This is a genomic window from Exiguobacterium sp. EA-TM-5 (genome assembly GCF_053878415.1).
In genome coordinates this window covers 642,543-665,272 of sequence record NZ_CM132670.1, presented here as the reverse complement: position 1 = coordinate 665,272, position 22,730 = coordinate 642,543, and the positions used below count along the sequence as shown (strand labels likewise).

The window sequence follows — 22,730 nt, the reverse complement described above, 5'->3', positions numbered from 1 at the left end:
ATTGATTTGTTTATTTGCGAAAGGGGATCGCGTTCACATGATCATTGGAGTATTAAAAGAAATTAAAAATAACGAAAACCGTGTTGCATTAACACCTGCCGGGGTAGCAGCGTTACATGCACAAGGACACCGTGTCGTCATTGAATCAATGGCAGGTATGGGGAGTGGCTTCACGAACGAAGAGTACGTCAAAGCGGGTGCTGAAATCATCGCAACCGCTGCTGAAGTCTGGGCAACCGCTGAACTTGCTTTAAAAGTCAAAGAACCAATTGCTTCTGAGTACCAATACTTCCGTCCAGATCTGACATTATTTACGTATCTCCATCTAGCTGCTGAGCCAGAACTGACACGTGCACTCGTTGACTCGAACATCACAGCAATCGCTTATGAAACAGTCGAGAAGAACCGCACACTGCCATTGTTAACACCAATGAGTGAAGTAGCAGGACGTATGGCATCGCAAATCGGTGCACAGTTCTTAGAAAAACCACACGGTGGTATGGGAATCTTGCTTGCTGGCGTCCCTGGCGTCCGTCGTGGAAAAGTAACAGTCATCGGCGGTGGTGTTGTCGGAACGAATGCTGCGAAACTCGCTGTTGGTCTCGGCGCAGATGTCACGATCATCGACGTCAGTCCAGAACGTCTTCGCCAGCTTGATGATATCTTCGGTAACTCAATCAACACATTGATTTCAAACCCTTACACGATTGCTGAAGCAGTCGCTGAAAGTGATCTTGTCATCGGGGCTGTCTTGATTCCAGGCGCTAAAGCACCGAAACTCGTCACTGCCGATATGGTGAAACGCATGAAGCCGGGTGCTGTCATCGTTGACGTCGCTATCGACCAAGGCGGTATCTTCGAAACGGTCGATCGTATCTCAACGCACGATGATCCAACGTATGAAAAATTCGGTGTTGTTCATTACGCTGTTGCAAACATGCCTGGTGCCGTTCCACGTACGTCTACACTGGCATTGACGAACGCAACACTTCCTTATGTTCTTGAACTCGCAAACAAAGGCACACATCGTGCACTTGCTGAAAATGATGCTCTTGAAAAAGGATTGAATGTCGCACAAGGATTCGTCACTTATGAAGCGGTCGCACGCGATCTCGGATACACGTATAAATCCGTGGAAGATGTTCTTCACCTTCACGCATAATCTCAATAGTAGAAGTAGCCGATGATTCCTTTTTTAGGAACCATCGGCTACTTTTTTATAAAAAGAACGAATTTCTCTATTATTTCTTGAGGCACCATTCTGCTTGTCATATGATGAGAATGAAGACATATGATTTTGAACTAGTAGAGGTGATTTCATTACATGACACAAACTGTAACCGCCCATTCCCATGAACTTAAGAGTCACGTCGCTGAAGTTGCGTTACTCGAAGCACTGACATCCGATACAGAAGAGAACGTACGGATTGCCGCAACCGAACGCTTACGTGTTCTTGTCCCATCCCATCCATTGCTCAACATTGCGACAGCCTACTCCCTTTATTTCAAGAACGAACTCACGCAAGCGCGCCGACTTATTGAAGAGACACACCAACAAATCGGTGAGCACGTTCAAGGGTATATTCTTCTTGGGATCATCAGTGAAGAGGAAGGATATATGCACGAAGCGGAACAGTTTTTCTTATCGGCCATCACACGGTTCCCTGAAGAGCCGGCAGGACACCGCTCCCTTGCCGTCCATTACAATCATCGTCAATATTATGGTGAATCAGCTGTTCATGCGTTTACATACTTAAAGAAAATTGGTGCATCTGGAATCGATACGCTGATGGCTATTGATTCCATCCAACAACTGGACGGTCATTCGATCGACATGTTGGAAACACTCTATGCGTTAATCATCGGTGTATCTCATCACGATAAAACAGCCGTCTTTCATGCAACCGCTTCTACCAATCAAGGCATTCAGTATGAGATGCTACATTCTGCCTTACGAGAAGACAGCGATGAGGAGCTTTACACTCAGCTCGATGAGCGACTTTCCAATATGCTCGAACACGGCTTATACGCAGCTGTTTATGATGATTCTGAAGAAAAAATCTATCGACATATTTTCCGTGACATGTGTCGGGATATGACTATTCGTCATGCAGGATGGCGCGCGTATCCGGACTACATTCGACTACGTTTGCTCTATTTTAAACAATTGTTGCTACGTGATTAAACGTCAAAAAGCAAATGCGACGAGCGCCGCGATCGTCCACGGTAAGATTAAGTTGTCGAGATCGCGATATGAAATGGCTTCAATCAGAGCGGCGATATTCGCAAGTAAAAAGCCATAACTGACAGCGAGCCAAACAGGTTGTTCGTAAAACAAAAATGTTACTGTAAGAACGAGAAATGATGCTAAAAACAACGCGATGCTCCCTTCAAAGGAACGTTTCGTCTCACCGCGAACGTAAAACGTCTTTCCGTAGCGTTTTCCGACCAAGGCGGCAAGTCCATCTCCCCAGGCAAGTACCATGCTTCCAGCTATGAGCGCCATTGGTTGTCGTTCGAAAAAGAACAGGACGAGTCCTGCTAGAGCGAGCGGATAATAGACCGTTCCATAAGAAGGACGATCGACGTCGTGCATCTGTCCGATTCCTTTGCGTAGTGTCAATAAATTAACAGCAGCAAAGAATAACAACGGTACGATGGCAACGTACCAGTGATTAAGCCATAGAAGTGCAAGAAATACCCAATGACCGACAGCAATATGAATCCATTTCCGAACCGTTTCGGGAGAAAAACCGAAGCGGCGTCCAATGAATTCAAGGATGACGAGAACCAGCCCAACGATGACGATCGTACCAAGGGCAGCAAGCCATTCCATTCTGATTCCCCCTTTCTTATTATTGTACGTTGTTTTAGTTGCTATTTGCCCTATTGAACCTTCATTTGATAACATAAGGTCAAATGACGTCCTAGAGAGGAAGTTTTGGAAATGTATGATGCTCAAGCAGTCCAAACATTATCAAGTTGTCTGCAACGTTTGAATGAAGGCAAAGGAATCGAGCCACTCGTTGCAACAGAAGGAACAGAATTGCCGAAGGTCATCAATCGTCTGAAACAATTCGATCCATTGAAAAATGGTCTATCCATCAATGAAATCGTTCATTTGGCAAATGCCTTGATTGGAGAACACATGTCAGCAACGACGATTCAGAACTGGACGAAACGTGAAGTACGGGACATCATCGGTGTACCGCATCGCGGAAAGAAATACTCAATCAATCAGGCCTCTATCATCTACCTACTGGACGATTTAAAACATCTCTTCTCGCTAGAAGAAACACGGGAACTGCTGACGATTGTCTTCCAGAACCCGAACATCGATGAGGATGATTTGATCAGCCCACTCAATTTTTATCTCGTCTATACACAACATGCGGAGACGAGCGGACCGATTGAATTGACGGAGAAGCGTCTCAGACGCTCGCTCGAGCGTATTAACGCGTATCGCCCTGAAACTGTCCATGTCCTGCAACTCTGTCTCTATGCCCGTCGTGTGTCGCATCTGACGCACGAAGCCAAACAACGCCTTTATCATGTTCTTCAAACGACATGATGAAAAAAAGATGCCATCCATGTCATGGAAGGCATCTTTTTTTATTTAGACGGCTGTCAGTGATTTATAGTGGACATTGTTCGTTAGACTTTTCAAGACAGAGAGTAATTCGTACATCGAGAGTTTGTCAGCATCCTTGACGAGACGGTACTCATCACCGTCTTGCAACAATTCTGCTACGACCTCTCCAGCGGCACTCCGGACGGAGAATTTTCCTTTTGTCAGGTCGAAGGAAATCGTGAACGTACCACGCTCATACACGTTGTACTCACATTTCTTCGAGAAGAGCGAAAACTTCTCACGCATTTGACCTACCTCTTGTCCATCATGGTTCATCACGACCCATTTCTTACATGTCGGAATGAACTTACCAAACGCTACCCCTCTACCTTCACCATTCATTACTTGAACACGACCGTTTTCGTCGTGTTGAACCGCACCAATCATTTGGTGTGCTTCATCATAAATCGCGGCATGACCTTGCGAAAAAACGCAACCCTGCACATAGACAACTTTGCGCAACAGATATTCTCCTCTCACTGCTAAAACGTGCTGGTTTTTCGTCCCCAGTTTATTTAGACATCCTGTATAGTTTAACTTTCTTTATCTGTATGATATTTCGTTAACGAAAATGATTATTGCACCGTTTCTCCAAATTGACAACCCCCTTTTGTCGACAATCATTCGACATGCTTAATGCAGGTTCATCTCCTTTGCAAATGCGAGCAATTCTTCCCGATCGATGAGGCGAACCTGATTCGGTTCTGCCAGTTGATACGCGGCTTCCGTAAAGGTCGAATTCGTAACGACCCATCCCTCGTCCATTCCATAGAATGGAACAGAGGCAGCGACCTGTTGAACCGCTTCGAGCCCTACAGCCGCACTATATCGCTTTGCCTGGATGGCAATCTTATACCCTCGTTCATCCTCTATCAACAAATCTGCTCCGAAGTCGCGCGAAGCAGGTGTCAGCTCAACCCGATATCCTGCTGTTTCAAACAAATCGGCAAGCCATTCTTCAAATTCTCGTCCTTCCATTCGATCGAGTTGCTTTTCAAGCGACGGCGTTAAAATGGACAAAAGAAGAAAAAGGATACATCCTACTATACTGACGATTAAGATTAAAGGTTCCCAAGAACTCGAAAAAAAATAAGTTCCGAAAATTCCTACCATTGCAAACAAAGTTGCCAGTAATAAACGTTTTCGTTTCAATCGTTTCATCGTACGTTTCTCCTCTACTTTGTCGTGATCTGTTTTTCACTATACTAAAATTCTTCATTGGTTGCTTTCTTCGACAGGAAACACTACTTCTGTTGCAGAAGTAAGCTAACGAAGAAAGTCCGTCTTAAAATCCATGGTCAAGGACCAGTCAGGAGGTAGCTCATGGCAGAACATTCATCCCCCTCATCTTTACGAATCATCCATGCGACGTTACGTGCTATGAAAGACCCCGTTCTTCTTATCGATGCAAATGGAAAGATTCAATTTCATAATGACGCCTTTCAACATCAGTTCATGACCGCTCCGAAAATAGAAACAGTCCAGGAACTTTTTCCGATCACGGATGATTTCTTTCCGTTACAGAAGGAAGCCGTCATTTCAACGACGCATCAATTAACAATCACAGCGATTGAAGCGACCGACTATTTCCTCGTCCATGTCGCTCCTCTAAAAGTCGATGACTTATTCGGTTCATCACTTGATGTCGCTTTATTCATTACAGATATAGAATTTCGGATCCAGGCATGTAACGAGGTAGCAAGTACCTTGTTTCAATTTGATCACGCCGAAGATATCATCGGTCTTCAACCAACGATCTTACATGATGCAAAGGAAATGGCTACCCGCCGTCAACATCTCGAACAACTGAACTTAAAGGATTTATCGGATGCTCAACTCCTCCTACTTCATGGACGGGAAGCTGAAAACGACTGGACGTACCATCGCTTGGATGGTTCAACGTTTCATGGACGACTTTATATGACACGTTTACCGAACGATACGTATTTCCTACTCATTCAAGACATCACGACGCAAAAACAAATCGAATGGCACCTAACGAAAAGCGAGCGTCGATTCCGACTCTTCTCGGAATCTGTCGTCGAAGCCGTCATCTTTCATGATCATGGCATTATCATTGATGCCAATCGCGCAGCAGAAGTCATCTTCCGCACAAAACTCGAGAAGATGAAAGGAAAAACGACACTTGAATTGATTCATCCGGATCATCATGCACGCGTCTTACAGCGCATCGAGCAGCATCGTGAAGAACCTTACGAAGTGCTCGGTCAACGTGCCGATGGAACTTCTGTCGAAATCGAAGTCTTCCCGCGTGAAATCATCTATAACAATATCCGTATGCGTGTCGCCGTCGTCCGTGATATCACGGAACGAAAAAAAATCGAGAAAATGCTCGAGCGCGAAAAAAATGCTATCATGCGCCAACGTGACATCACACAATCGATTCTTCAAGCGTCCAACGAAGGCTTCTTACTGACAGAAGAGGATGGAAGTTTTATCTTCATGAACGTCAAAGCGCGTAAGTTACTTGATGTTCCAGGTATTGCACCAAGTAAAATCCAAGAACGGATCAGCTTGATTCCGAACCTTGATCTGACTACTCGATTCGATATGCTCCGCCAAGTCGAGGAGCTACTCGCCGGAAAACATTCTGAACTATCGTTTCGTTTCACATTACAGCGACCGAACGAATCGAGTCCGCTTTATTTTGAATTTTATGCAACGGCGATTAAGAAGGAGAAGAGTCGTATTTCCCGTCATGGTTTCTTATTCGTTTTCCGTGACCGGACGGAGGAAGCAAAGATGGATCAAGTAAAGGATGAACTCGTCAGTACGGTATCACATGAGTTGCGGACACCACTGTCTTCCATCCTTGGTTATATGGAATTACTCCGATATAAAGAGCAACCACCTGCTAGAATCGAACGTTATGTTGAGATCGTCCACGAAGAAACGAAACGACTGACAACTCTGTTAAATGAGTTTTTAGACATCCAGCGACTAGAAAGTGGAAAGCAAGAATATGCCTTTTCATCGTTCTCATTACGCGAGCTTCTAGTAGCGACCGTCGATGCTTATGGCGAGACCGTCGATTCACATCGCATTGATCTGGAACTACCAGAGGATTCTGTCCTGATTTTTGCGGACGAGCATAAAATCAAGCAAGTCATTTTAAACTTACTGTCTAACGCCATTAAATATTCTCCACAGGCGGATCATATACAAGTAAATCTTTCAGTAAACTCGGAACAAGCAACGTTATCTGTAACGGATCATGGACTAGGCATTCCACAAAATGCTTTTGAAAAGCTCTTTACGAAATTTTACCGCGTCGATAACTCAGACATCCGAAAAATTGGTGGTACAGGACTCGGTCTTGCCATTTGCAAGGAAATCATTGAATCGCATGGTGGAGCGATTTCAGTCGAATCAGAAATCAATGCTGGTTCGACATTCACTGTCATGCTTGAACGCGACCCAAGAAAGGACTGGAATTGATGCGGACCTATTTTATGACTGGTTTCCCCGGTTTTTTAGCAACAAAACTGATTGAACAACTGGCACGTGTTCCGGATCAAATCGCTTGTTTTCATTTGCTTCACTTATCGTCAGAGCGGAACATGGCCGCTGAGCGACGTGATGCTCTTCTAGAGCGGACATCCTTACGACCGGACCAACTCGTATTACATGAGGGCGACATCACGGTCGAACAGCTTGCTTTACCTGATGATACACGGATGATTTTGCAACAAGATGTCACACACATCTTTCATCTCGCGGCGCTATACGATTTAGCTACGGCATATGAACCTGCCTTCCGGATCAATGTCATCGGTACTGCGAATGTGACACAGTTCGCTCATACATGCCGCGCTTTAGAGCGCTATATCTACTTCAGCACAGCGTACGTCTCAGGTCTACGTACAGGAACGGTTCTTGAGGACGATTTACAGGCAAGTTACTTTAAAAATGCTTACGAAGAGACAAAGTATTTAGCCGAGGTGCGTTTCCGTAAAGAAATTGGGACGATCCCTTATACGATCATTCGCCCCGGAATTGTTGTCGGACATTCCGAAACGGGAGAAACTCCGAAATGGGATGGTGTCTATTTCGTTTTGAACGCGATGCGTCTTCTGCAATCTTTCGCTCCTCTTCCGTATCCCGGACGTGCGAATGCACTCGTTAATCTCGTCCCATATGATTATGTCATCGAAGCGACCGCTTACCTCAGTCATGCACCCGTTGGTAAAAATAAGACGTATCATCTGACGGATCCATTCCCACATGGGGCACGTGCGATTTTTGAGATGTTACATGTCGCCTATTATGGACGGTATCCACGTGGTATCGTACCGTTTCGACTCGTCAGTACGGCATTGACTCCAGCTATTGCAAAACGTCTTCAGATGCAACGTCAGACACTCGATTATTTCATCCATTCCGTTCAATACGATACAACACATACCTTACGCGATTTACGGGATACCGGTATCATTTGTCCGGATCTAGCAGAAACGATGCCTCGGCTTGTTCAGTACTATCAAACACATGTCCCACATTAAAAAAAGTCCAATCGCCTTTCCTATCGGAAGGTCGATTGGACTTTTTGATTAATTAGCCGATCAACATATTTTCTTTTGGATAACGAATCGTCCGGTCTCGTTGCGTCGCAAACGTGAACAGGATCGTCAACGATCCGACACGTCCGAGCAACATCATGAACATGATCAAGAACTTCCCAAAGCTGTTTAACTCCGGTGTCACATTCAATGATAGACCGACCGTCCCGAATGCGGAGACGGTCTCAAAGAACAGACCGATGAACGATAGGTTCGGTTGACTCAATGCAAGGAGCGTCGTGATCAAAGCGATGAATAACAAACTGAAGACAGCAATCGCATACGCTTTTTGGATCGCCTGTGCTTGAACCGTCCGTCGCATCAGAACGGTCTCACGCTGTCCTCGTAGATACGTCCAGACATTCTTTAGGATGACCGCTGCCGTCGTGACCTTGATCCCAGAACCCGTCGACGCTGAACCTGCTCCGATATACATCAAGACCATCATCAAACCGATCGAGAGCGGTACCATCGTCGTTAGATCGATTGTCTGGAAACCAGCCGTCCGTGTTGTGACGACTTGGAAAAATACGATGTGGAGCGCATGAAAGAACGACTCGTCTCGCAATGAGCCAAGATGAGACACCCATTCATAGAGCATCATCGCTAAGACACCGAGTCCGTTGATGACGAATAAAGATAGCACCATCAATTTCGAGTGCAGGGAGATTTTTTTGAAGCTTCGTTTTCCCGCGATATCAGCGATGACGGTAAAGCCTAATCCACCAATCATCAAGAGAGCGGCGATCGTCAGGATGAACGTCGTGTCCTGTTGGAAACCAATCAAGTTATCACCCCAAAGCGCGAACCCCGCATTGTTGAAGGCAGATACGGCGTGGAACAAACCGTAATAGAGTGCTTTTCCGAAGCTGTATTTGTATTGAATGAACAAATCAAGCGCAATCAAAAACATGCCGACGATCTCGACGAGAACTGTCGTGACGATGATGTTTCGAACAAGACGAATCGTTCCACCCGGACTATCGAGATTGAACATCTCTTGAATAATAATCCGCTGACGAATCCCGATCTTTCGTCCCGTTACGCTGAGCAAGACAAGCGCAATCGTCATGAATCCAAGCCCACCTACCTGAATCAAGAGCATCATGATGAGTTGACCGAGCAGATTAAAGGCTTCAGCGATATTAATCGTCGATAGACCCGTAACGGTTCCGGCAGAAGTCGCGACGAACAAGCAGTCAATGAAGGAAACATCTTGCCCCTCTTGTTGTGAAATCGGAAGCCACAATAAAAAACCACCTAGTAAAATCGTCAATGTAAAGCCCGTCGCGATGAAGCGTGCTGGTTTATCGAACAACTGATGGTACATCAATTCACCTAAACGCCCGAAGCGCGCCAGTGGTGAACGTCTTTTATGCGAGAACATCTTACTCCCCCTAGATTGTTTTCAGACAGAATTGTCTTTATCATACTCTCTTGAATTAAGAAGTTCTATCGAAATATGCAATCGACTAAACGTTTTCGTATTTTTTTGGTAAACTAGATAAAAGTGGACGTGTAATCATTAAAGGAGGTTGAGGGAAACAGTGGACCCTAAGACGGCTGATCATTCGATTGAGGATGTCTGGCGAAGGCTGGAACGGCAATCACAATGGATGCCTGCGCAATTGTATTATCAATTCGAGGAACTCTTATCATTACATTTGGAGCAACCAATTCTAAATGAATTGTATCAAGTGTTAAAAAAATACGATGTACTGACCGATATAGAGCGTGACGAACGAAACGAAAGCATTCAAATGCTAATCGACGAAAACGGCGCTTAATTCTCGGTTTTTGGATTTCCGAGCAGAAGAAGTGTCTTCTGCTCTTTTATTTTTCGTTCTTATACGGATTACATACAGAAAGGTGGCACACATCAATCATGGATATCGTGTCGATTATCGGGATCATCCTTGGTCTCATCACACTAGTCGGAGGTATGATCTTAAAAGGTGCGCCTCCAGTCGCTCTACTCAACCCTGCAGCCCTTGTCATTATCTTTGTCGGAACGGCAGCTGCCATCATGATCTCCTTCCCGAAGGAACGATTAAAAGTACTACCTGCCTTATTTAAAGTCATCTTTTTCGAACAAAAGCTGATGACAAAACAAGTGTTGCTCGGACAATTTCTGACACTCTCAACGCAAGCGCGTAAAGAAGGCCTCTTATCTCTCGAATCAGCACTCGAAGAAGTCGATAATGCGTTCATGAAGCGCGGCGTCATGATGGTCATCGATGGACAGCCATCTGAATATGTCGAGGACGTCATGACACGCGATCTCGAAAATATGACGGAACGCCATCATGCGAACGCAAACATCTTCACGCAAGCCGGAACTTATGCGCCAACACTCGGGGTTCTCGGTGCCGTCGTTGGACTAGTCGCCGCCTTATCCGATTTATCGGATATCGAAAAATTAGGTCACGCGATTTCAGGTGCTTTCATTGCGACGCTATTCGGAATATTCACCGGATATGTGCTGTGGTTCCCCTTCGCAACAAAACTGAAGCAAAAATCAGCGAGCGAGATTCAATTGTACGAGATGATGATTGAAGGCATTCTCTCAATTCAAAACGGTGAATCACCGAAAAACTTAGAAGATAAGCTACTCGTGTACCTGACACCGAAGGAGCGTGCGAATTATGAAGCGGAAAAAGAAGCCGCATGACGAACATATTTCCGAAGGCTGGTTGATTCCCTACGCCGACTTATTGACCTTGCTTCTCGCGCTCTTCATCGTTCTCTTCGCTTCGAGTAATGTCGATGCTGTCAAATTAAAAGCGATGTCTCAGTCGTTTAGTTCTGTCTTCAACGGCGGCTCAGGGATGATTACGAACAGCTCACTCTCTACTCAAGAAGAAGAGGATTCGAAAAAGCTAGACGCGCGGACAAAAGCACAAAGCTATGAAATTGCAGAACTCGAAAAGATCAAAGAAGAAGCAAACAAATACATCAAAGATGAACAACTCGAAAAAGACATCAAGGTCGAAATCACGAATGAAGGTCTTGTCTTTACGATTCGTGACCGGGCACTGTTCTCGCCAGCCCAGGCAGAAGTAAGAGGCCGATCCATTCAAATTGCCAAAGGAATGAGCGACCTTCTCGTCAAAGCCGGACAACGTCAGATTCAAGTCTCTGGTCATACAGATAACATTCCAATCAACACAGCTCAATATCCATCGAACTGGGAACTAAGCGCTGACCGAGCGATTAGTTTCATGCGTGCTCTACAACGGAATGCCAAACTTGAACCAAAACGTTTTACGGTTAGTGGTTACGGAGAATTCCAACCAATCGCTTCCAATCAAACAGAGGCGGGTCGTAGCCAAAATCGACGCGTTGAAGTATTGATTCGACCATTGATCGACTTAAAAGCGAACGTACTCGACGAAACAAAAGTGAAGTCCTAACCATAAAAAAATCCTTCGTGGCGAACTGCCACGAAGGATTTTTTTAATAATATGGACGAATCATGATATAGACGATGACACCGGTCAAACTGACGTATAACCAAAGCGGCATCGTAAAGCGCGTCCATTTCTTATGTTTCTCGAAATTTTGATTCACGGCATGTGCGAGTGACATCAAGACGAGCGGAACGATCACTGCCGCTAGTATGATGTGCGTAATCAAGATGAAGAAATAGACCGGACGCACAAAACCTTCGCCTCCGAATTTCGTTGATTCACTGACGGCATGATACGTGACATAAGAAATCAAGAACAACGTCGTCGTCGTCATCGCGCCACCAATGAAGCGACGATGGTTCACACGGTTCCCTCGACGAATCGAAATCCAAGCACCGAGCAACAGCATGAAGGTAAAACTATTAAAGATGGCATTGAAAAAAGGAAGTAACGTCCAGTCGAATCCTGAATCAACTTGTACGGGTGGTGCAAAGAATAAGAGCGCCACAAGCAAGTTGATGACGAGTGTCAACAAGATGACGAGCGGGACGAAATTCCGTTTAGTAGCAGGTTGTTGCATGAATCATTCTCCTTGTTTCCAGTCGAAATAACGTTTCAACCATTTTGGGATCGGACCAGCGAATAAACGTTCACGCCAGTAAATATCAGCAGCACGCTGAACGGCAGCACCACGAATCGGATACGGGTGGACGACGCGCGACAATTGACCGACCTTATCTTTACGTGCCATCGCATAGACGACTTCTTGCATCCATTCCCCAGCTTGTTCTCCAATCGCATGCGCTCCGATTAGTTTACCTCGTTTATCAGCGATGAGTTTGACGCGTCCTTCCGTCTGACCATTGATGACGAAACGATCGACTTCATCGAGACCTGTCTGATAGACTTGGATCTCGCCATGTTTCTTGCGTGCCTCCTCTTCCGTTAAACCAAGATGGAACAGCTCTGGTGTCGTAAATGTGACCCAAGGGACCGCCCGATAATCAGGCTTCGTCCGTAGACCGAATAAAGCATTCGTGACGACGGTTTTTCCTTCGAGTCCTGCAACATGCGTAAAGGGAAGCGAGTTGATCGTATCCCCGACCGCAAAGATGTGTCGCTGACTTGTCCGAAGTGAACCGTCAACTTGAACGAATCCTTTCTCGACGTGCACACCAGCGCGGTCAAGACGTAGCGCATCGATGCGCGGCTTCCGACCAACGGCCACAAGAACGGCATCTGTTTCGATGACACGTGATTCGCCGTTTGCTTCAACTGTGACTTCAATGCCTCCCGCTGACTTGCGGACATGTGTGACCTTCGTATCGAGATGTAACGTCAATTCTTGTTCGAGCTGGCGTTGAATGACTTCGACCATGTCACGATCTTCTTTTCCGAGCAACGTCTTCATGCCTTCGATGATTGTGACTTCTGTTCCGAGATGCGCGTAAGCTTGCGACAACTCAAGACCAATTGCACCACCACCGATGACGAGGAGACGCTCGGGACGTTCCGTCAATTCAAAGATCGTCTCGTTCGTTAAATAATCAATCGTATCAAGTCCTTCAATCGGTGGAATAATCGGTTGAGACCCAGTCGAGATCGCAAACTTCTCACCAACGACAAGCTGTCCTGCCACTTCGACTTCGTGTGCACTAAGGAATGTCGCTTCTCCGATGTAGACATCGACACCCAAGTCCTCGAACCGTTTTGTTCCATCATGTGATTGAATGATGTTGCGCGCTCGATCAACACTTGCTTTCGTTTTTGAATAGACGGCATCTCCATTCAACGTTACGTTATACTTCTCTGCCGTCCGTTTCATGACATGTACATCGTGTGCTGCTTCAATCAACGCTTTTGAAGGCACACAACCATAGTGAAGACAATCTCCACCTAGATGTGTATGGCGTTCGATCAAGGCAACATGTGCACCAAGACTTGCTGCACCAGCAGCGATCGTCATTCCTGCTGCACCGCCACCAATGACAACTAATTGATAGTTCTTCATCGTGACCCCTCCTCATAACGGCGTGTAATGTCTTCCATGCGTTTACGGTTGACACCCCAGTCAGAGTACCCGACACGTGACGCAGAACGGAAATGAATCACTTGTGCCGCTTCATCGAAGTAAAATTCGACGTCATCCTTGAAACGAAAGACTTTACTTGTGAAGATGGCATGAATGTATGTCCCTTCTTCCTTGACGACTTTGACGCGGTCGAGGCTTTGAAGGATACGTAATAGTTGAAACTTCGAATCTGCAAGCGTTCCTTTAAACGGGAGCGGTCGCATTTTCATTTCTTGTAGATCGGTTTGAGTAGATACCGCGTTCGGTTTTCCGGAGAGCGGTTGAAGCGTACCATTTGAAACACCAAGTGCCATGACTGATTCCTCCGTTTCCTATCATCTGATCCATTTCGTACTATAATCCATTTCGTACTATAATCCATTTCGTACTATAATCCATTTCGTACTATAATCCATTTAACTTTAACAGTTTCTGTTTCACTCTGCCCGTCTCAGTGTTTACGCTTTCGTGACAGGTAGCAGAATCGTTGCGATGACGCCACCTTCCGGCTGATTATCAATGAATAGCTTACCTTCATGTGCTTCGACGAGTTCTCGACAAATCGATAGACCGAGTCCTGTTCCGCCCTTTCCTTTTTGCACTTGATAGAACTTTTCTGTGACATGACGTAAGTGCTCTTTTGGAATACCAGGACCTTCATCGCTGAAGGAGAGGAACAACACACGCTCCGAACGAACAAGGCGAATGGTAATCGTCCCGTCGATCGGTGAAAAGCGAATCGCATTATCGAGCAGATTCAAAAAGACTTGCTTCAGTCGGTTTTCGTCGTACAGACCGGCGACTTGTGACGGTAACTTCTGTACGATTTGGACATTTTTTTCTTCTAACTTTTGACGAAGTTGCGCCGTCACGGTCTCGATGATTTCCGTCAAGTTGACTTCTTGACGGTATAAGACGAGACGACTTGTCTCGAGTTTTGAGAAGTCTAGCAACTGCTCGACGAGCGAAATCAAACGTTCCGTCTCCGAATGAATGATCCCCATACCAAGCGATGCCTCTTCCGGCAACTGATCCTGTTCGACGAGTAATGTCTCGCTCCAGCCTTTGATTGATGTCAATGGCGTCCGTAATTCATGGGAGATACCAGAAATGAATTCATCTTTCAGCGTTTCCTGTTGTTTGATCTGTTGCCCCATATAATTAATCGTCCGTGCTAGTTCTCCAAGTTCGAACGAATACTCCTCGTTCACCTTGACGTCATAGTGCTGTTTCGCGATTTGATCGGACGCACCGATGACTTCCTGAATCGGTCGAACAATCGACGAAACAAGACGTGAGGAATAAATGAAGGCAAGTCCCCAGATTACTGTACCCAGGAGGACAATCGCTAAACAAATTTCGATCACACGCCGGTCAATCCGCTCAAGGGAAGTCGTATAACGAAGTGCTCCCGTCGTCTGACCGAACGAAACGACAGGTTCCGTCACCTCAAGCAAATGTTCCCCTGTCGCCTCATCGTCGTAGCGCTTCGTGACGGTCTGTCCGCCTCGCACTTGATTGACTGCCTCACGCGTCAATTTACGTTCTGAGATGAATCCGGTCGAGGAGTAGCGCGGAATACCCGTCGCATCCAAGACTTCGATTTCTGCGTCCGGATAGGCATAGGAATCCAACACATCATGAATCGTTGCTTCAGAATCCGTGTAATCGTAAGCAAGACCGCTATTCGCAAACAAAACTGCACTCGCGTTCGCATGGCGCTTTAAGACATCTGTCGCCGTTACGTAGTAGTAGTTATAGGTTACGAACGAAAGAATCCCGATGACAAGTAAGACTGTCACCGTGATGATCGTCATGAACCGCATCAATATCTGGCGCTTCATTCTTCGTTACGCCACTTGTATCCATGTCCCCACAATGTCTCGATGAACTTAGGTTCTGCTGGATTCTCTTCGATTTTTTGACGCAGACGGCGAATGTTGACATCCACTGTCTTCCGGTCGCCAAAGTAGTTCTCGCCCCATACCGCATCGAGTAATTCATCACGTGACATGACCTGGTCTTCATTCTTAATAAAGTGACAAAGCAAATCATATTCTGTCGGTGTTACTTCGACATCGATACCTTCTTTTTGGACACGCTTCGCACCTAAATCAATCCGGAACGGTCCAGAAACGAGCTCACGCGGCTGTTTCCGACGACGTAACGTCTCTACGCGTCGCAAGAGCGACTGGATGCGCGCGAGTAATTCTGCTGGACTGAACGGCTTCGCGATATAGTCGTCCGCCCCGACGCTTAGTCCCATGACTTTATCCTCTTCTCGCGTCCGTGCCGTCAACATGATGATACCAACGACTTCATCCTTCGCCCGTGCCTGTTCACAGACAGCAAAACCGTCGACTTCTGGCATCATGATATCGAGTAACAGAATATCAAACGTTTGTTGATCAAATTGAGCAAGTGCTTCTTTACCATTTTCCGCTTCGATGACATCATAGCCTGCCCGTTTCAAATTAATGACAATGAAACTGCGAATCGCATGTTCATCCTCGGCTACTAGTATTTTGGTCATTCTCTTTTCCCCCTGATTCTTTATTCCACGAGTGTGACACGATTGACAAAACCTTCATAATCCTTCGTCGCATCAATCACATAGACATAATCGATACCTTCTTTGATTTTTCTTTTTTGATCACTGGCAATGTATTGATTCTTCGGAATGATTTCTAATTCGAAATCAATCTGTTTCGTTTCCTGATTAATGAAACGAACTCGATTTTCGCGTTTTTCGATCGTTTCACGTGTCGCCCAGTTAGCAGGGAAACGCATCACGAAATTGTATTCTTGATCAATGTATTGTTCTTCCCGCAGTTCGAAGCCACTTTCAAGAAACGGCGGATTGTTCGATCCATTCCATGTATAGTATGCCGTGATGCGTGGTCTTGATTCACCCTCACGCCCCTTACTATCTTCAGGTGTATATTGATGACCGAACTCAACGATTCCATCTTGATCGACATCTTTCGGGAACGTATACATCGGTTCAACGATTTCATCGACCTGACCGAAACGCACCTGTTCCAACGTACTATTCGCTAAACGGAATAATGAGATGTGCATTTTAGCATCTCGTGTATACGAAACGATCAAGCCTTTATTACGAGCAGCATTAATCGTATCCACTTCAAATAAATCATGTTCTGCAAATAAATCGCCGTCTTGCGTCGAAAGCGTCGTCTCTTGATTCTTTTTCGACAAAATATCTTTATAATAAATCAAACGAGATGGACTGCCCTTTTGCAGGAGCACCATATCCCGCTCTCGATCTTGATTCAAATCAGCCACTGACAAGCGATCGTACTGATCGACTTTTGTGACGTTCCGTTGTTTTGACAGCAACTGCTCAATGATATACAACGTATTTTCACCATAGCTCGTAATCCCGATGACTAGATGATTTTGTTTATGTCGCGGGTCGGCTACGACTTCGAGTCGATCGATGGCGCGACCATCTGCAACTATCTGTCGTGTCACGAGTCGCCATTTTTCGCCTTGCCGTTCATGGACGAGAAGATGAATCGTGAATCGTCCCTCTTGCTCGCTACGATAGAAAGTAATCGCCTCGTCTTTACCGTTCTGGTCTAAATCGATGAGTTCATATAAACGTGACACTGCTTGATTACGTGGCGCCACGATTTCTGCCTGTTTCGGTAAATCAATTTCGATTCGTTCTTTTAACGACTGCTCCCATGCCGGAAGAGACGGATGTTCGAGTAGAGAGGCTGGGTGCGGAAACATCGTATTACATCCCGCTAATAATAGACTTGATATGATCATGAAGAGATATTTCATAAAGTTGGAATCCTTTCCGTACGGGCTCTGTTTCCACTTTATCACACTCTCTTCGAGGAGAGTATATTGTCGAACGGGAGACAAGTTGTTACGATATACAGATAATTGAAAGGGGTTTGAATGTATGACGTACAAAATGATTGTTCTCGATTTAGATGATACCTTGTTGACAAGTGACCATACGATTTCATCACGCACAAAAGAAGCATTGCTCGCTGCTCAGCGTCGTGGCAAGAAGGTCGTCCTCGCTAGTGGTCGTCCGACTTTCGCGATGCTCGACCTTGCAAAAGAGCTTGAACTCGCTCGATACGGAAGTTATATTCTGAGCTTCAACGGAGCCTCGATCATCGATTGCCAAACGAACGAATCGCTCTTCCTCAGTACCCTTTCTCCGGAGACAGTCCATCGTCTCGACGATTTAAGTAAACGAGAAGGTGTCTATATCCACACGTATGTCGGACATGAGATTCTGACAGAGCAACCGAACGAGTATACGACGCTCGAAGGACAACTGACTGGTATGGACGTCATTCCCGTCACTGATTTTAAAGCGGCGATTCAAACACCTGTCGTCAAGTGTTTGATGATGGCAGAAGAGACAAAACTTGCTCGTGTCGAGCAGACACTTCAACAAGAACTGGCTGGTGAACTCGCAGTCGCACGCTCAAAGCCATTTTTCCTCGAATTCACGGAAGACGGTGTCACAAAAGGAACAAGTCTTGCCTTATTGTCTGAAAAACTAGGAATCGCTCAAGAAGAAGTCATCGCCTGTGGCGATGGGAACAACGACTTATCGATGATCGAATGGGCGGGTCTTGGCGTCGCAATGGCGAACGCAGCCGATACCGTCAAAGAAAAAGCACAGTACATGACAGCTTCGAACGATGAAGACGGTGTTGCTCTCGTCGTCGAAAAGTTCATGATGGATGAAGAACCAAGTGTTTCAAACCGTTAAGCAAACCAAAAAGCGTGTGTTCCGCATTCAACGGAACACACGCTTTTGATTTAGGATAAACACCAATCGATTGGCTCTCTCCCCTGCTCTTTGAGCCAGGCATTCGTCTGTGAATAAGGTTTACTACCGAAAAATCCACGACTCGCTGATAACGGACTTGGGTGTACCGCTTCGAGAACAAGATGACGATTCGTATCGATCAATGCCTTCTTACTCTTCGCGTGATTCCCCCATAGGATGAACACGATCGGTTGCGTCTGTGTGCCTAATACTTCGATGACCCGGTCCGTAAACTGCGACCAGCCTTTTTTCGCATGCGACCCCGCTTTCCCTTCTTCAACCGTCAATGATGTATTCAGTAAAAATACACCTTGTCGCGACCAGGATTCTAGATTCCCAGATGTCGGCGCGGAGCAACCGATATCCGTCACCAGTTCTTTGTACATGTTTCGGAGGGATGGGGGAATCGGAACACCGTCATGAACGGAAAAACTTAGTCCATTCGCCTGACCTGGACCATGATAGGGATCTTGTCCTAAGATGACGCACCGGACATCTTCTGGAGCAACCGCATCAAACGCATGAAAAATCCGATCTTTCGGAGGATAGACGATCGTCGTTTGATAAGCTTCCTTTAGAAACGTCCAGAGCTCCTGAAAGTATGGTTTTTCCTTTTCTTCTTTTAACACCGTTTGCCAAGATGGATGCACGTGAATCCGCTCCTTTTTCAGTCTCAAGTCGCTGTTCGTCAGTCTTGATTCTGCTATGATGGATGATGAGGTGGAAAACTATGATTCAGACAAAACAATTATTCGGACTACCATTCGTGGATGCCACACCTTCGCAATGGTATACCCATATTAAAACAATCTTACACGATCGAGGAAAAGCCTTTCTTGTCACAGCTAATCCTGAGCTCGTGTTGCGTGCACTGCGCGAACCTTCATATGAAGCCATCTTACGGCGAGCAACATTCATCACTCCGGACGGAATCGGTGTGACTGCTGCTAGCAAGCGGATGGGATCTCCTTTAACAGCGACGTTGCCTGGAATCGAGACGGCGCGTGAACTCTTACGGACGGCAGATGCACTAAAAAAGCGTGTTTTTTTGCTTGGTGGACGTCCGGAAGTCATGAAATCGCTGATTCGCCAACTATCGATTCGTTTTCCGAACATCCGCTTTGTTGGAACATTTCATGGTTTTGGTAAGACAGAGGAGGCTACACGGGCGATTGTAGAAGCAGATGCCGACCTCGTTCTTGTCGCACTCGGTGCCCCAAAACAAGAAGAATGGATTGCTTCCGTTTACGATCAAGTCGATCATGGCATCTTCATCGGTGTCGGCGGTGCATTCGATGTCTGGTCCGGACATAGTAAACGCGCTCCAAAACTATTTCGTCGCCTAAAACTGGAATGGCTCTATCGTATCTCGACTCACCCACGTGGCTTTGAGAAACTGAAAGATTTGTTACTTTTTCTGACGCTCGTCCTTCGAAAAAAGTCGACGCTTTCTTAAATCATCCGTACACAAAAAAGGCTCTCGCAAATGCGGGAGCCTTTTTTGATGCGCTTGTCTTACGCGTTGACAGTCGAGAATGAACGACCGAGTTCTTTCGCTTTTGCGATTGCCGCTTCTTTGATTTCTTCTGCTTTTTCTGGGTTCATTGCCATACCTTCGATGAAGAGTGCATCGTAGTCTGTTACGCCAGTGAAAGCAAGTGCTTGACGGAGGTAGTCGTCACCGAAGTTAAGACCAGATCCTGCGTAAACGCCACCTGTCGCTTGGATGTGGAGTGCTTTTTTGCCTTCCATCAAACCTTTAGGACCTTCTGCAGTGTAAGCGAATGTTTTACCTGCAAGAAGTACGCTGTCGATGTACATTTTGAGACGTGCTGGGAAAGAGAAGTTCCACATTGGTGTAACGAAGACATACTCATCTGCTTCCATGTATTGCTCGAGATGTTTTGTCATCGTACCGACTTTTGCGATCTCCACTTCTGTTAATTCTTCGCCTGTTGCGAATTTGCCCCATGCGCTAAGGACGTCTGTATCGATTTCTTGGACTGTTTCGTTGTATAGGTCAAGAACTTCTACTTCAGCCGAAGGATTCGCTGCTTTGTAGCTTTCGAGGAATGCTTCACCGACTTGAAGGCTGAATGAATGTTCTGTAGCTTTCGGGTTAACAGTTACATAAAGTAATTTAGTCATTATTATTTCTCCCTTTTATTTAAAGTAAATTCTGTAACTAAACATACCAACCGTCTTTTCGTTTGTCAATTAGTTTGACTTTCAATTCATAAAAAAAGCCCAAGTCGACGACTTGGGCTTCCTCAATTCTATAATCCTATGAGTGCTAATCCTTATACATTTTCGAGCGGCGTATAATGTTCGGCTCGTAAACCGATTCGTTTCAGCTGATCGATCAACTGTTCCTTTTCAGAAACCGACAAATCCTTGAATAAGTCTGCTAAAAAGGCTTCATGTTTCGGGAATGTTTCTTCCATCAGTTCGCGTCCAGCTTCTGTTAAGGTTCCAAACGTGACACGACGATCTGTCGCACATGATTTTCGCGCAATCAATCCACGCTTTTCAAGTTTATCAACGACATACGTCACACTGCCGCTTGTTAACAGAATCTTATCGCCAATCTGTTGTAAAGGCGTATCCCCTTTGTGGTACAGCAATTCAAGAACTCCGAATTCTGATAAATTCAACTGATGTGTTTTGATGTCTGCCTTCACTTGCTCCGTCACTGCATGCATCGTCCGAGATAGAACAACGAGCATTTTCAATGCCAGCTTCGAGTCTGTCGATTCCATTTTACGTTCGCCCCTCTTTGTGTTGTATCGTCACAATCATAGACTTCTTTGTCTACCTGGTCAATTCTTGTTGAATTTTTCCAAACGATTTATATCTCACAAATAGTTCTTGCCGTGAAACGCGTTTCATAGCCTATCGTCTTGATATACACTAAAAAGGAGGTAATCATCATGTCGATCCATACACGGTTAACCGAGCTATTTAAGCACAATGTAGCGTTTGAGTGGGCTATTGAACAATTGCATACACCAGCAGACTATTATTTATGCCAGCACACGTTGGTTGATCAATACCCTGATTTGTCTCCTCAAGAAAAAATACGACTACTCTCAAAGATTAATGAACTAGCCGAACAGTCAGCTTCATTCACGGCTCCCGTCTCTCGACAGGATTGGCGCCGACTTGAACGACGATTATCTCTTAAGATGTAATCCAGGAGGGATACGCGATGACGAACATCCGAGACTTGGCACGCGAAGCCAACGTGTCTGTTACGACAGTCTCACGTGTACTAAATGATCACCCTTACGTAGCAAATGATAAACGACAAGCTGTCCGAGAAGCGATTGAAAAACTTGGATACATTCGAAATCAGACTGCCGTCCATCTATCGACGGGTATGACGAAAACAGTCGGAGTCATGCTTCCATTCGTTGATCATCCGTACCATGCTGCCATTCTTCAAGGCATCGCGCAAGCTGCTTTTGACGCCAGTTATCGTTTCTTGACGTGGCAAACGAATTATGTGGAAACGCATGAGCAACTAGCTCTTGATGCGCTCGCTCAACAGGAGATCGATGCACTCATCGTCGTCTCGCACAGTCTTCCTTTATCAGCGATTCTGCCATACGAACGTTATGGACCAATTGTCTTTTGTGAACACCACGAAGACGTCGCTGCCGTCTATATCGATCATTACATGGCCTTTCAACAAGGACTTTCACATCTGCGACAGCAAGGGCATACAAGCATCGGAATTTGTCTTGGACGACCTGACAGTACGAATAGCCTGGCGCGCAAGCATGCGTATCAAGAAGTTGTCAGTGACGAATTCGTCTACGAACAAACCTTGACGATCGAAGATGGTGCGACCGTCGCGAGGCGCTGGATGCAACAAAAACAACGACCGACCGCTATTTTGACCGCAAGCGACCATGTCGCAGCGGGTCTCATTTTAGAACTACGAAAACAAGGTTACCAGGTTCCAGGAGATCTTTCGGTGATCGGTTTTGACGGAAGCGAACTTGCTGAAGTCTTATCGATGACGACGATTGCGGTTCCATATGCGACGATTGGACGACATGCTTTTCAACTAACAGTTCGAAAAGATACGAGTGCTCGTCCACAAATTGAAGTTCCCTCGATGTTCGTTTCTGGAACGACCGTCCTGCCTCATACATGAATCCATATAAAAAAGCGACGAGTTCATCGATTTGAATTCGCCGCTTTA

25 protein-coding genes are annotated in these 22,730 nt (G+C 45.8%); 12 read left to right on the top strand and 13 right to left on the bottom strand.

Annotation, left to right across the window (positions count from 1 at the left end; translation table 11 throughout):
* The first annotated feature begins 37 nt into the window (after positions 1–37).
* Positions 38–1,162 carry an alanine dehydrogenase gene (gene ald / locus ACV3PA_RS03525; protein ID WP_053452116.1) on the top strand — a complete coding sequence of 375 codons (1,125 nt, stop codon included), beginning with the start codon at positions 38–40 and terminating at the stop codon, positions 1,160–1,162.
* A gap of 162 nt (positions 1,163–1,324) precedes the next feature.
* On the top strand, positions 1,325–2,185 hold the full coding sequence (locus tag ACV3PA_RS03520; protein ID WP_456125636.1) for a tetratricopeptide repeat protein: 861 nt from the start codon (positions 1,325–1,327) through the stop codon (positions 2,183–2,185).
* Positions 2,186–2,188: 3 nt separating this feature from the next.
* Here ACV3PA_RS03520 and ACV3PA_RS03515 read toward each other — a convergent pair whose 3' ends face one another.
* Entirely contained in the window at positions 2,189–2,836 is a 648-nt protein-coding gene (locus ACV3PA_RS03515) for a diacylglycerol/polyprenol kinase family protein (protein ID WP_456125635.1), read from the bottom strand.
* 111 nt (positions 2,837–2,947) lie between these two features.
* On the opposite strand from ACV3PA_RS03515, the gene ACV3PA_RS03510 reads away from it, so the two are divergent.
* Positions 2,948–3,571 carry a DUF1836 domain-containing protein gene (locus ACV3PA_RS03510; protein WP_053452113.1) on the top strand — a complete coding sequence of 208 codons (624 nt, stop codon included), beginning with the start codon at positions 2,948–2,950 and terminating at the stop codon, positions 3,569–3,571.
* 45 nt (positions 3,572–3,616) lie between these two features.
* Here the strand turns inward: ACV3PA_RS03510 and ACV3PA_RS03505 are convergent, their stop codons facing one another.
* On the bottom strand, positions 3,617–4,093 hold the full coding sequence (locus ACV3PA_RS03505) for an LURP-one-related family protein (RefSeq protein WP_023469691.1): 477 nt from the start codon (positions 4,091–4,093) through the stop codon (positions 3,617–3,619).
* Positions 4,094–4,264: 171 nt separating this feature from the next.
* On the bottom strand, positions 4,265–4,792 hold the full coding sequence (locus ACV3PA_RS03500) for a restriction endonuclease (protein WP_053452112.1): 528 nt from the start codon (positions 4,790–4,792) through the stop codon (positions 4,265–4,267).
* A gap of 162 nt (positions 4,793–4,954) precedes the next feature.
* Between ACV3PA_RS03500 and ACV3PA_RS03495 the strand changes: the two genes are divergently transcribed.
* On the top strand, positions 4,955–7,090 hold the full coding sequence (locus ACV3PA_RS03495) for a PAS domain-containing sensor histidine kinase (RefSeq protein WP_456125634.1): 2,136 nt from the start codon (positions 4,955–4,957) through the stop codon (positions 7,088–7,090).
* A complete protein-coding gene (locus ACV3PA_RS03490) occupies positions 7,090–8,154 on the top strand; it encodes an SDR family oxidoreductase (RefSeq protein ID WP_456125633.1) in 1,065 nt (354 codons plus the stop codon). Before ACV3PA_RS03495 ends, ACV3PA_RS03490 begins: the two co-directional genes overlap by 1 nt.
* Before the next feature lie 52 nt (positions 8,155–8,206).
* Here ACV3PA_RS03490 and ACV3PA_RS03485 read toward each other — a convergent pair whose 3' ends face one another.
* Positions 8,207–9,598 (bottom strand): TrkH family potassium uptake protein, encoded by a 1,392-nt coding sequence (locus tag ACV3PA_RS03485; RefSeq protein ID WP_053452109.1) that lies wholly within the window; start codon positions 9,596–9,598, stop codon positions 8,207–8,209.
* A gap of 160 nt (positions 9,599–9,758) precedes the next feature.
* Between ACV3PA_RS03485 and ACV3PA_RS03480 the strand changes: the two genes are divergently transcribed.
* The 3 genes from ACV3PA_RS03480 (at position 9,759) to motB (ending at position 11,624) form a co-directional block, all read left to right on the top strand.
* Positions 9,759–9,998: a hypothetical protein gene (locus tag ACV3PA_RS03480; protein ID WP_023469697.1), complete on the top strand. Its 240-nt coding sequence runs from the start codon at positions 9,759–9,761 to the stop codon at positions 9,996–9,998.
* A 98-nt stretch (positions 9,999–10,096) separates the two neighbouring features.
* Positions 10,097–10,882 (top strand): flagellar motor stator protein MotA, encoded by a 786-nt coding sequence (gene motA / locus ACV3PA_RS03475; RefSeq protein WP_053452108.1) that lies wholly within the window; start codon positions 10,097–10,099, stop codon positions 10,880–10,882.
* Entirely contained in the window at positions 10,857–11,624 is a 768-nt protein-coding gene (gene motB / locus ACV3PA_RS03470; RefSeq protein ID WP_456125632.1) for a flagellar motor protein MotB, read from the top strand. Before motA ends, motB begins: the two co-directional genes overlap by 26 nt.
* A gap of 43 nt (positions 11,625–11,667) precedes the next feature.
* Here the strand turns inward: motB and ACV3PA_RS03465 are convergent, their stop codons facing one another.
* The 6 genes from ACV3PA_RS03465 to ACV3PA_RS03440 form a co-directional block, all read right to left on the bottom strand.
* Positions 11,668–12,201 carry a DUF420 domain-containing protein gene (locus ACV3PA_RS03465; RefSeq protein WP_053452106.1) on the bottom strand — a complete coding sequence of 178 codons (534 nt, stop codon included), beginning with the start codon at positions 12,199–12,201 and terminating at the stop codon, positions 11,668–11,670.
* A gap of 3 nt (positions 12,202–12,204) precedes the next feature.
* On the bottom strand, positions 12,205–13,632 hold the full coding sequence (locus tag ACV3PA_RS03460; RefSeq protein ID WP_456125631.1) for a dihydrolipoyl dehydrogenase family protein: 1,428 nt from the start codon (positions 13,630–13,632) through the stop codon (positions 12,205–12,207).
* Entirely contained in the window at positions 13,629–14,006 is a 378-nt protein-coding gene (locus ACV3PA_RS03455; protein WP_029342907.1) for a DUF1499 domain-containing protein, read from the bottom strand. The genes ACV3PA_RS03460 and ACV3PA_RS03455 overlap by 4 nt, the downstream gene beginning before the upstream one ends.
* Before the next feature lie 144 nt (positions 14,007–14,150).
* Entirely contained in the window at positions 14,151–15,536 is a 1,386-nt protein-coding gene (locus ACV3PA_RS03450; RefSeq protein WP_456125630.1) for a sensor histidine kinase, read from the bottom strand.
* A complete protein-coding gene (locus tag ACV3PA_RS03445) occupies positions 15,533–16,225 on the bottom strand; it encodes a response regulator transcription factor (protein WP_053452103.1) in 693 nt (230 codons plus the stop codon). Before ACV3PA_RS03445 ends, ACV3PA_RS03450 begins: the two co-directional genes overlap by 4 nt.
* Positions 16,226–16,245: 20 nt before the next feature.
* Positions 16,246–17,505: a hypothetical protein gene (locus ACV3PA_RS03440; protein ID WP_456125629.1), complete on the bottom strand. Its 1,260-nt coding sequence runs from the start codon at positions 17,503–17,505 to the stop codon at positions 16,246–16,248.
* A gap of 124 nt (positions 17,506–17,629) precedes the next feature.
* Between ACV3PA_RS03440 and ACV3PA_RS03435 the strand changes: the two genes are divergently transcribed.
* Positions 17,630–18,460 (top strand): Cof-type HAD-IIB family hydrolase, encoded by an 831-nt coding sequence (locus ACV3PA_RS03435; protein ID WP_456125628.1) that lies wholly within the window; start codon positions 17,630–17,632, stop codon positions 18,458–18,460.
* 50 nt (positions 18,461–18,510) lie between these two features.
* Here ACV3PA_RS03435 and ung read toward each other — a convergent pair whose 3' ends face one another.
* On the bottom strand, positions 18,511–19,170 hold the full coding sequence (gene ung / locus ACV3PA_RS03430) for a uracil-DNA glycosylase (RefSeq protein ID WP_456125627.1): 660 nt from the start codon (positions 19,168–19,170) through the stop codon (positions 18,511–18,513).
* Positions 19,171–19,250: 80 nt separating this feature from the next.
* Between ung and ACV3PA_RS03425 the strand changes: the two genes are divergently transcribed.
* Complete coding sequence (locus tag ACV3PA_RS03425; protein WP_053452100.1) at positions 19,251–19,976, top strand: WecB/TagA/CpsF family glycosyltransferase; 726 nt, start codon at positions 19,251–19,253, stop codon at positions 19,974–19,976.
* A 59-nt stretch (positions 19,977–20,035) separates the two neighbouring features.
* Here the strand turns inward: ACV3PA_RS03425 and ACV3PA_RS03420 are convergent, their stop codons facing one another.
* Positions 20,036–20,668, bottom strand: a complete 633-nt coding sequence (locus tag ACV3PA_RS03420; RefSeq protein WP_053452099.1) for an NAD(P)H-dependent oxidoreductase — start codon at positions 20,666–20,668, stop codon at positions 20,036–20,038.
* Between the two features lie 152 nt (positions 20,669–20,820).
* Positions 20,821–21,279, bottom strand: a complete 459-nt coding sequence (locus ACV3PA_RS03415; RefSeq protein WP_029342913.1) for a MarR family winged helix-turn-helix transcriptional regulator — start codon at positions 21,277–21,279, stop codon at positions 20,821–20,823.
* A gap of 171 nt (positions 21,280–21,450) precedes the next feature.
* Here ACV3PA_RS03415 and ACV3PA_RS03410 point away from each other — a divergent pair, with 171 nt between their 5' ends.
* Both ACV3PA_RS03410 and ACV3PA_RS03405 read left to right on the top strand, forming a co-directional pair.
* Entirely contained in the window at positions 21,451–21,711 is a 261-nt protein-coding gene (locus ACV3PA_RS03410; RefSeq protein WP_456125626.1) for a hypothetical protein, read from the top strand.
* A 17-nt stretch (positions 21,712–21,728) separates the two neighbouring features.
* Complete coding sequence (locus ACV3PA_RS03405) at positions 21,729–22,682, top strand: LacI family DNA-binding transcriptional regulator (RefSeq protein WP_456125625.1); 954 nt, start codon at positions 21,729–21,731, stop codon at positions 22,680–22,682.
* Positions 22,683–22,730 lie beyond the last annotated feature (48 nt).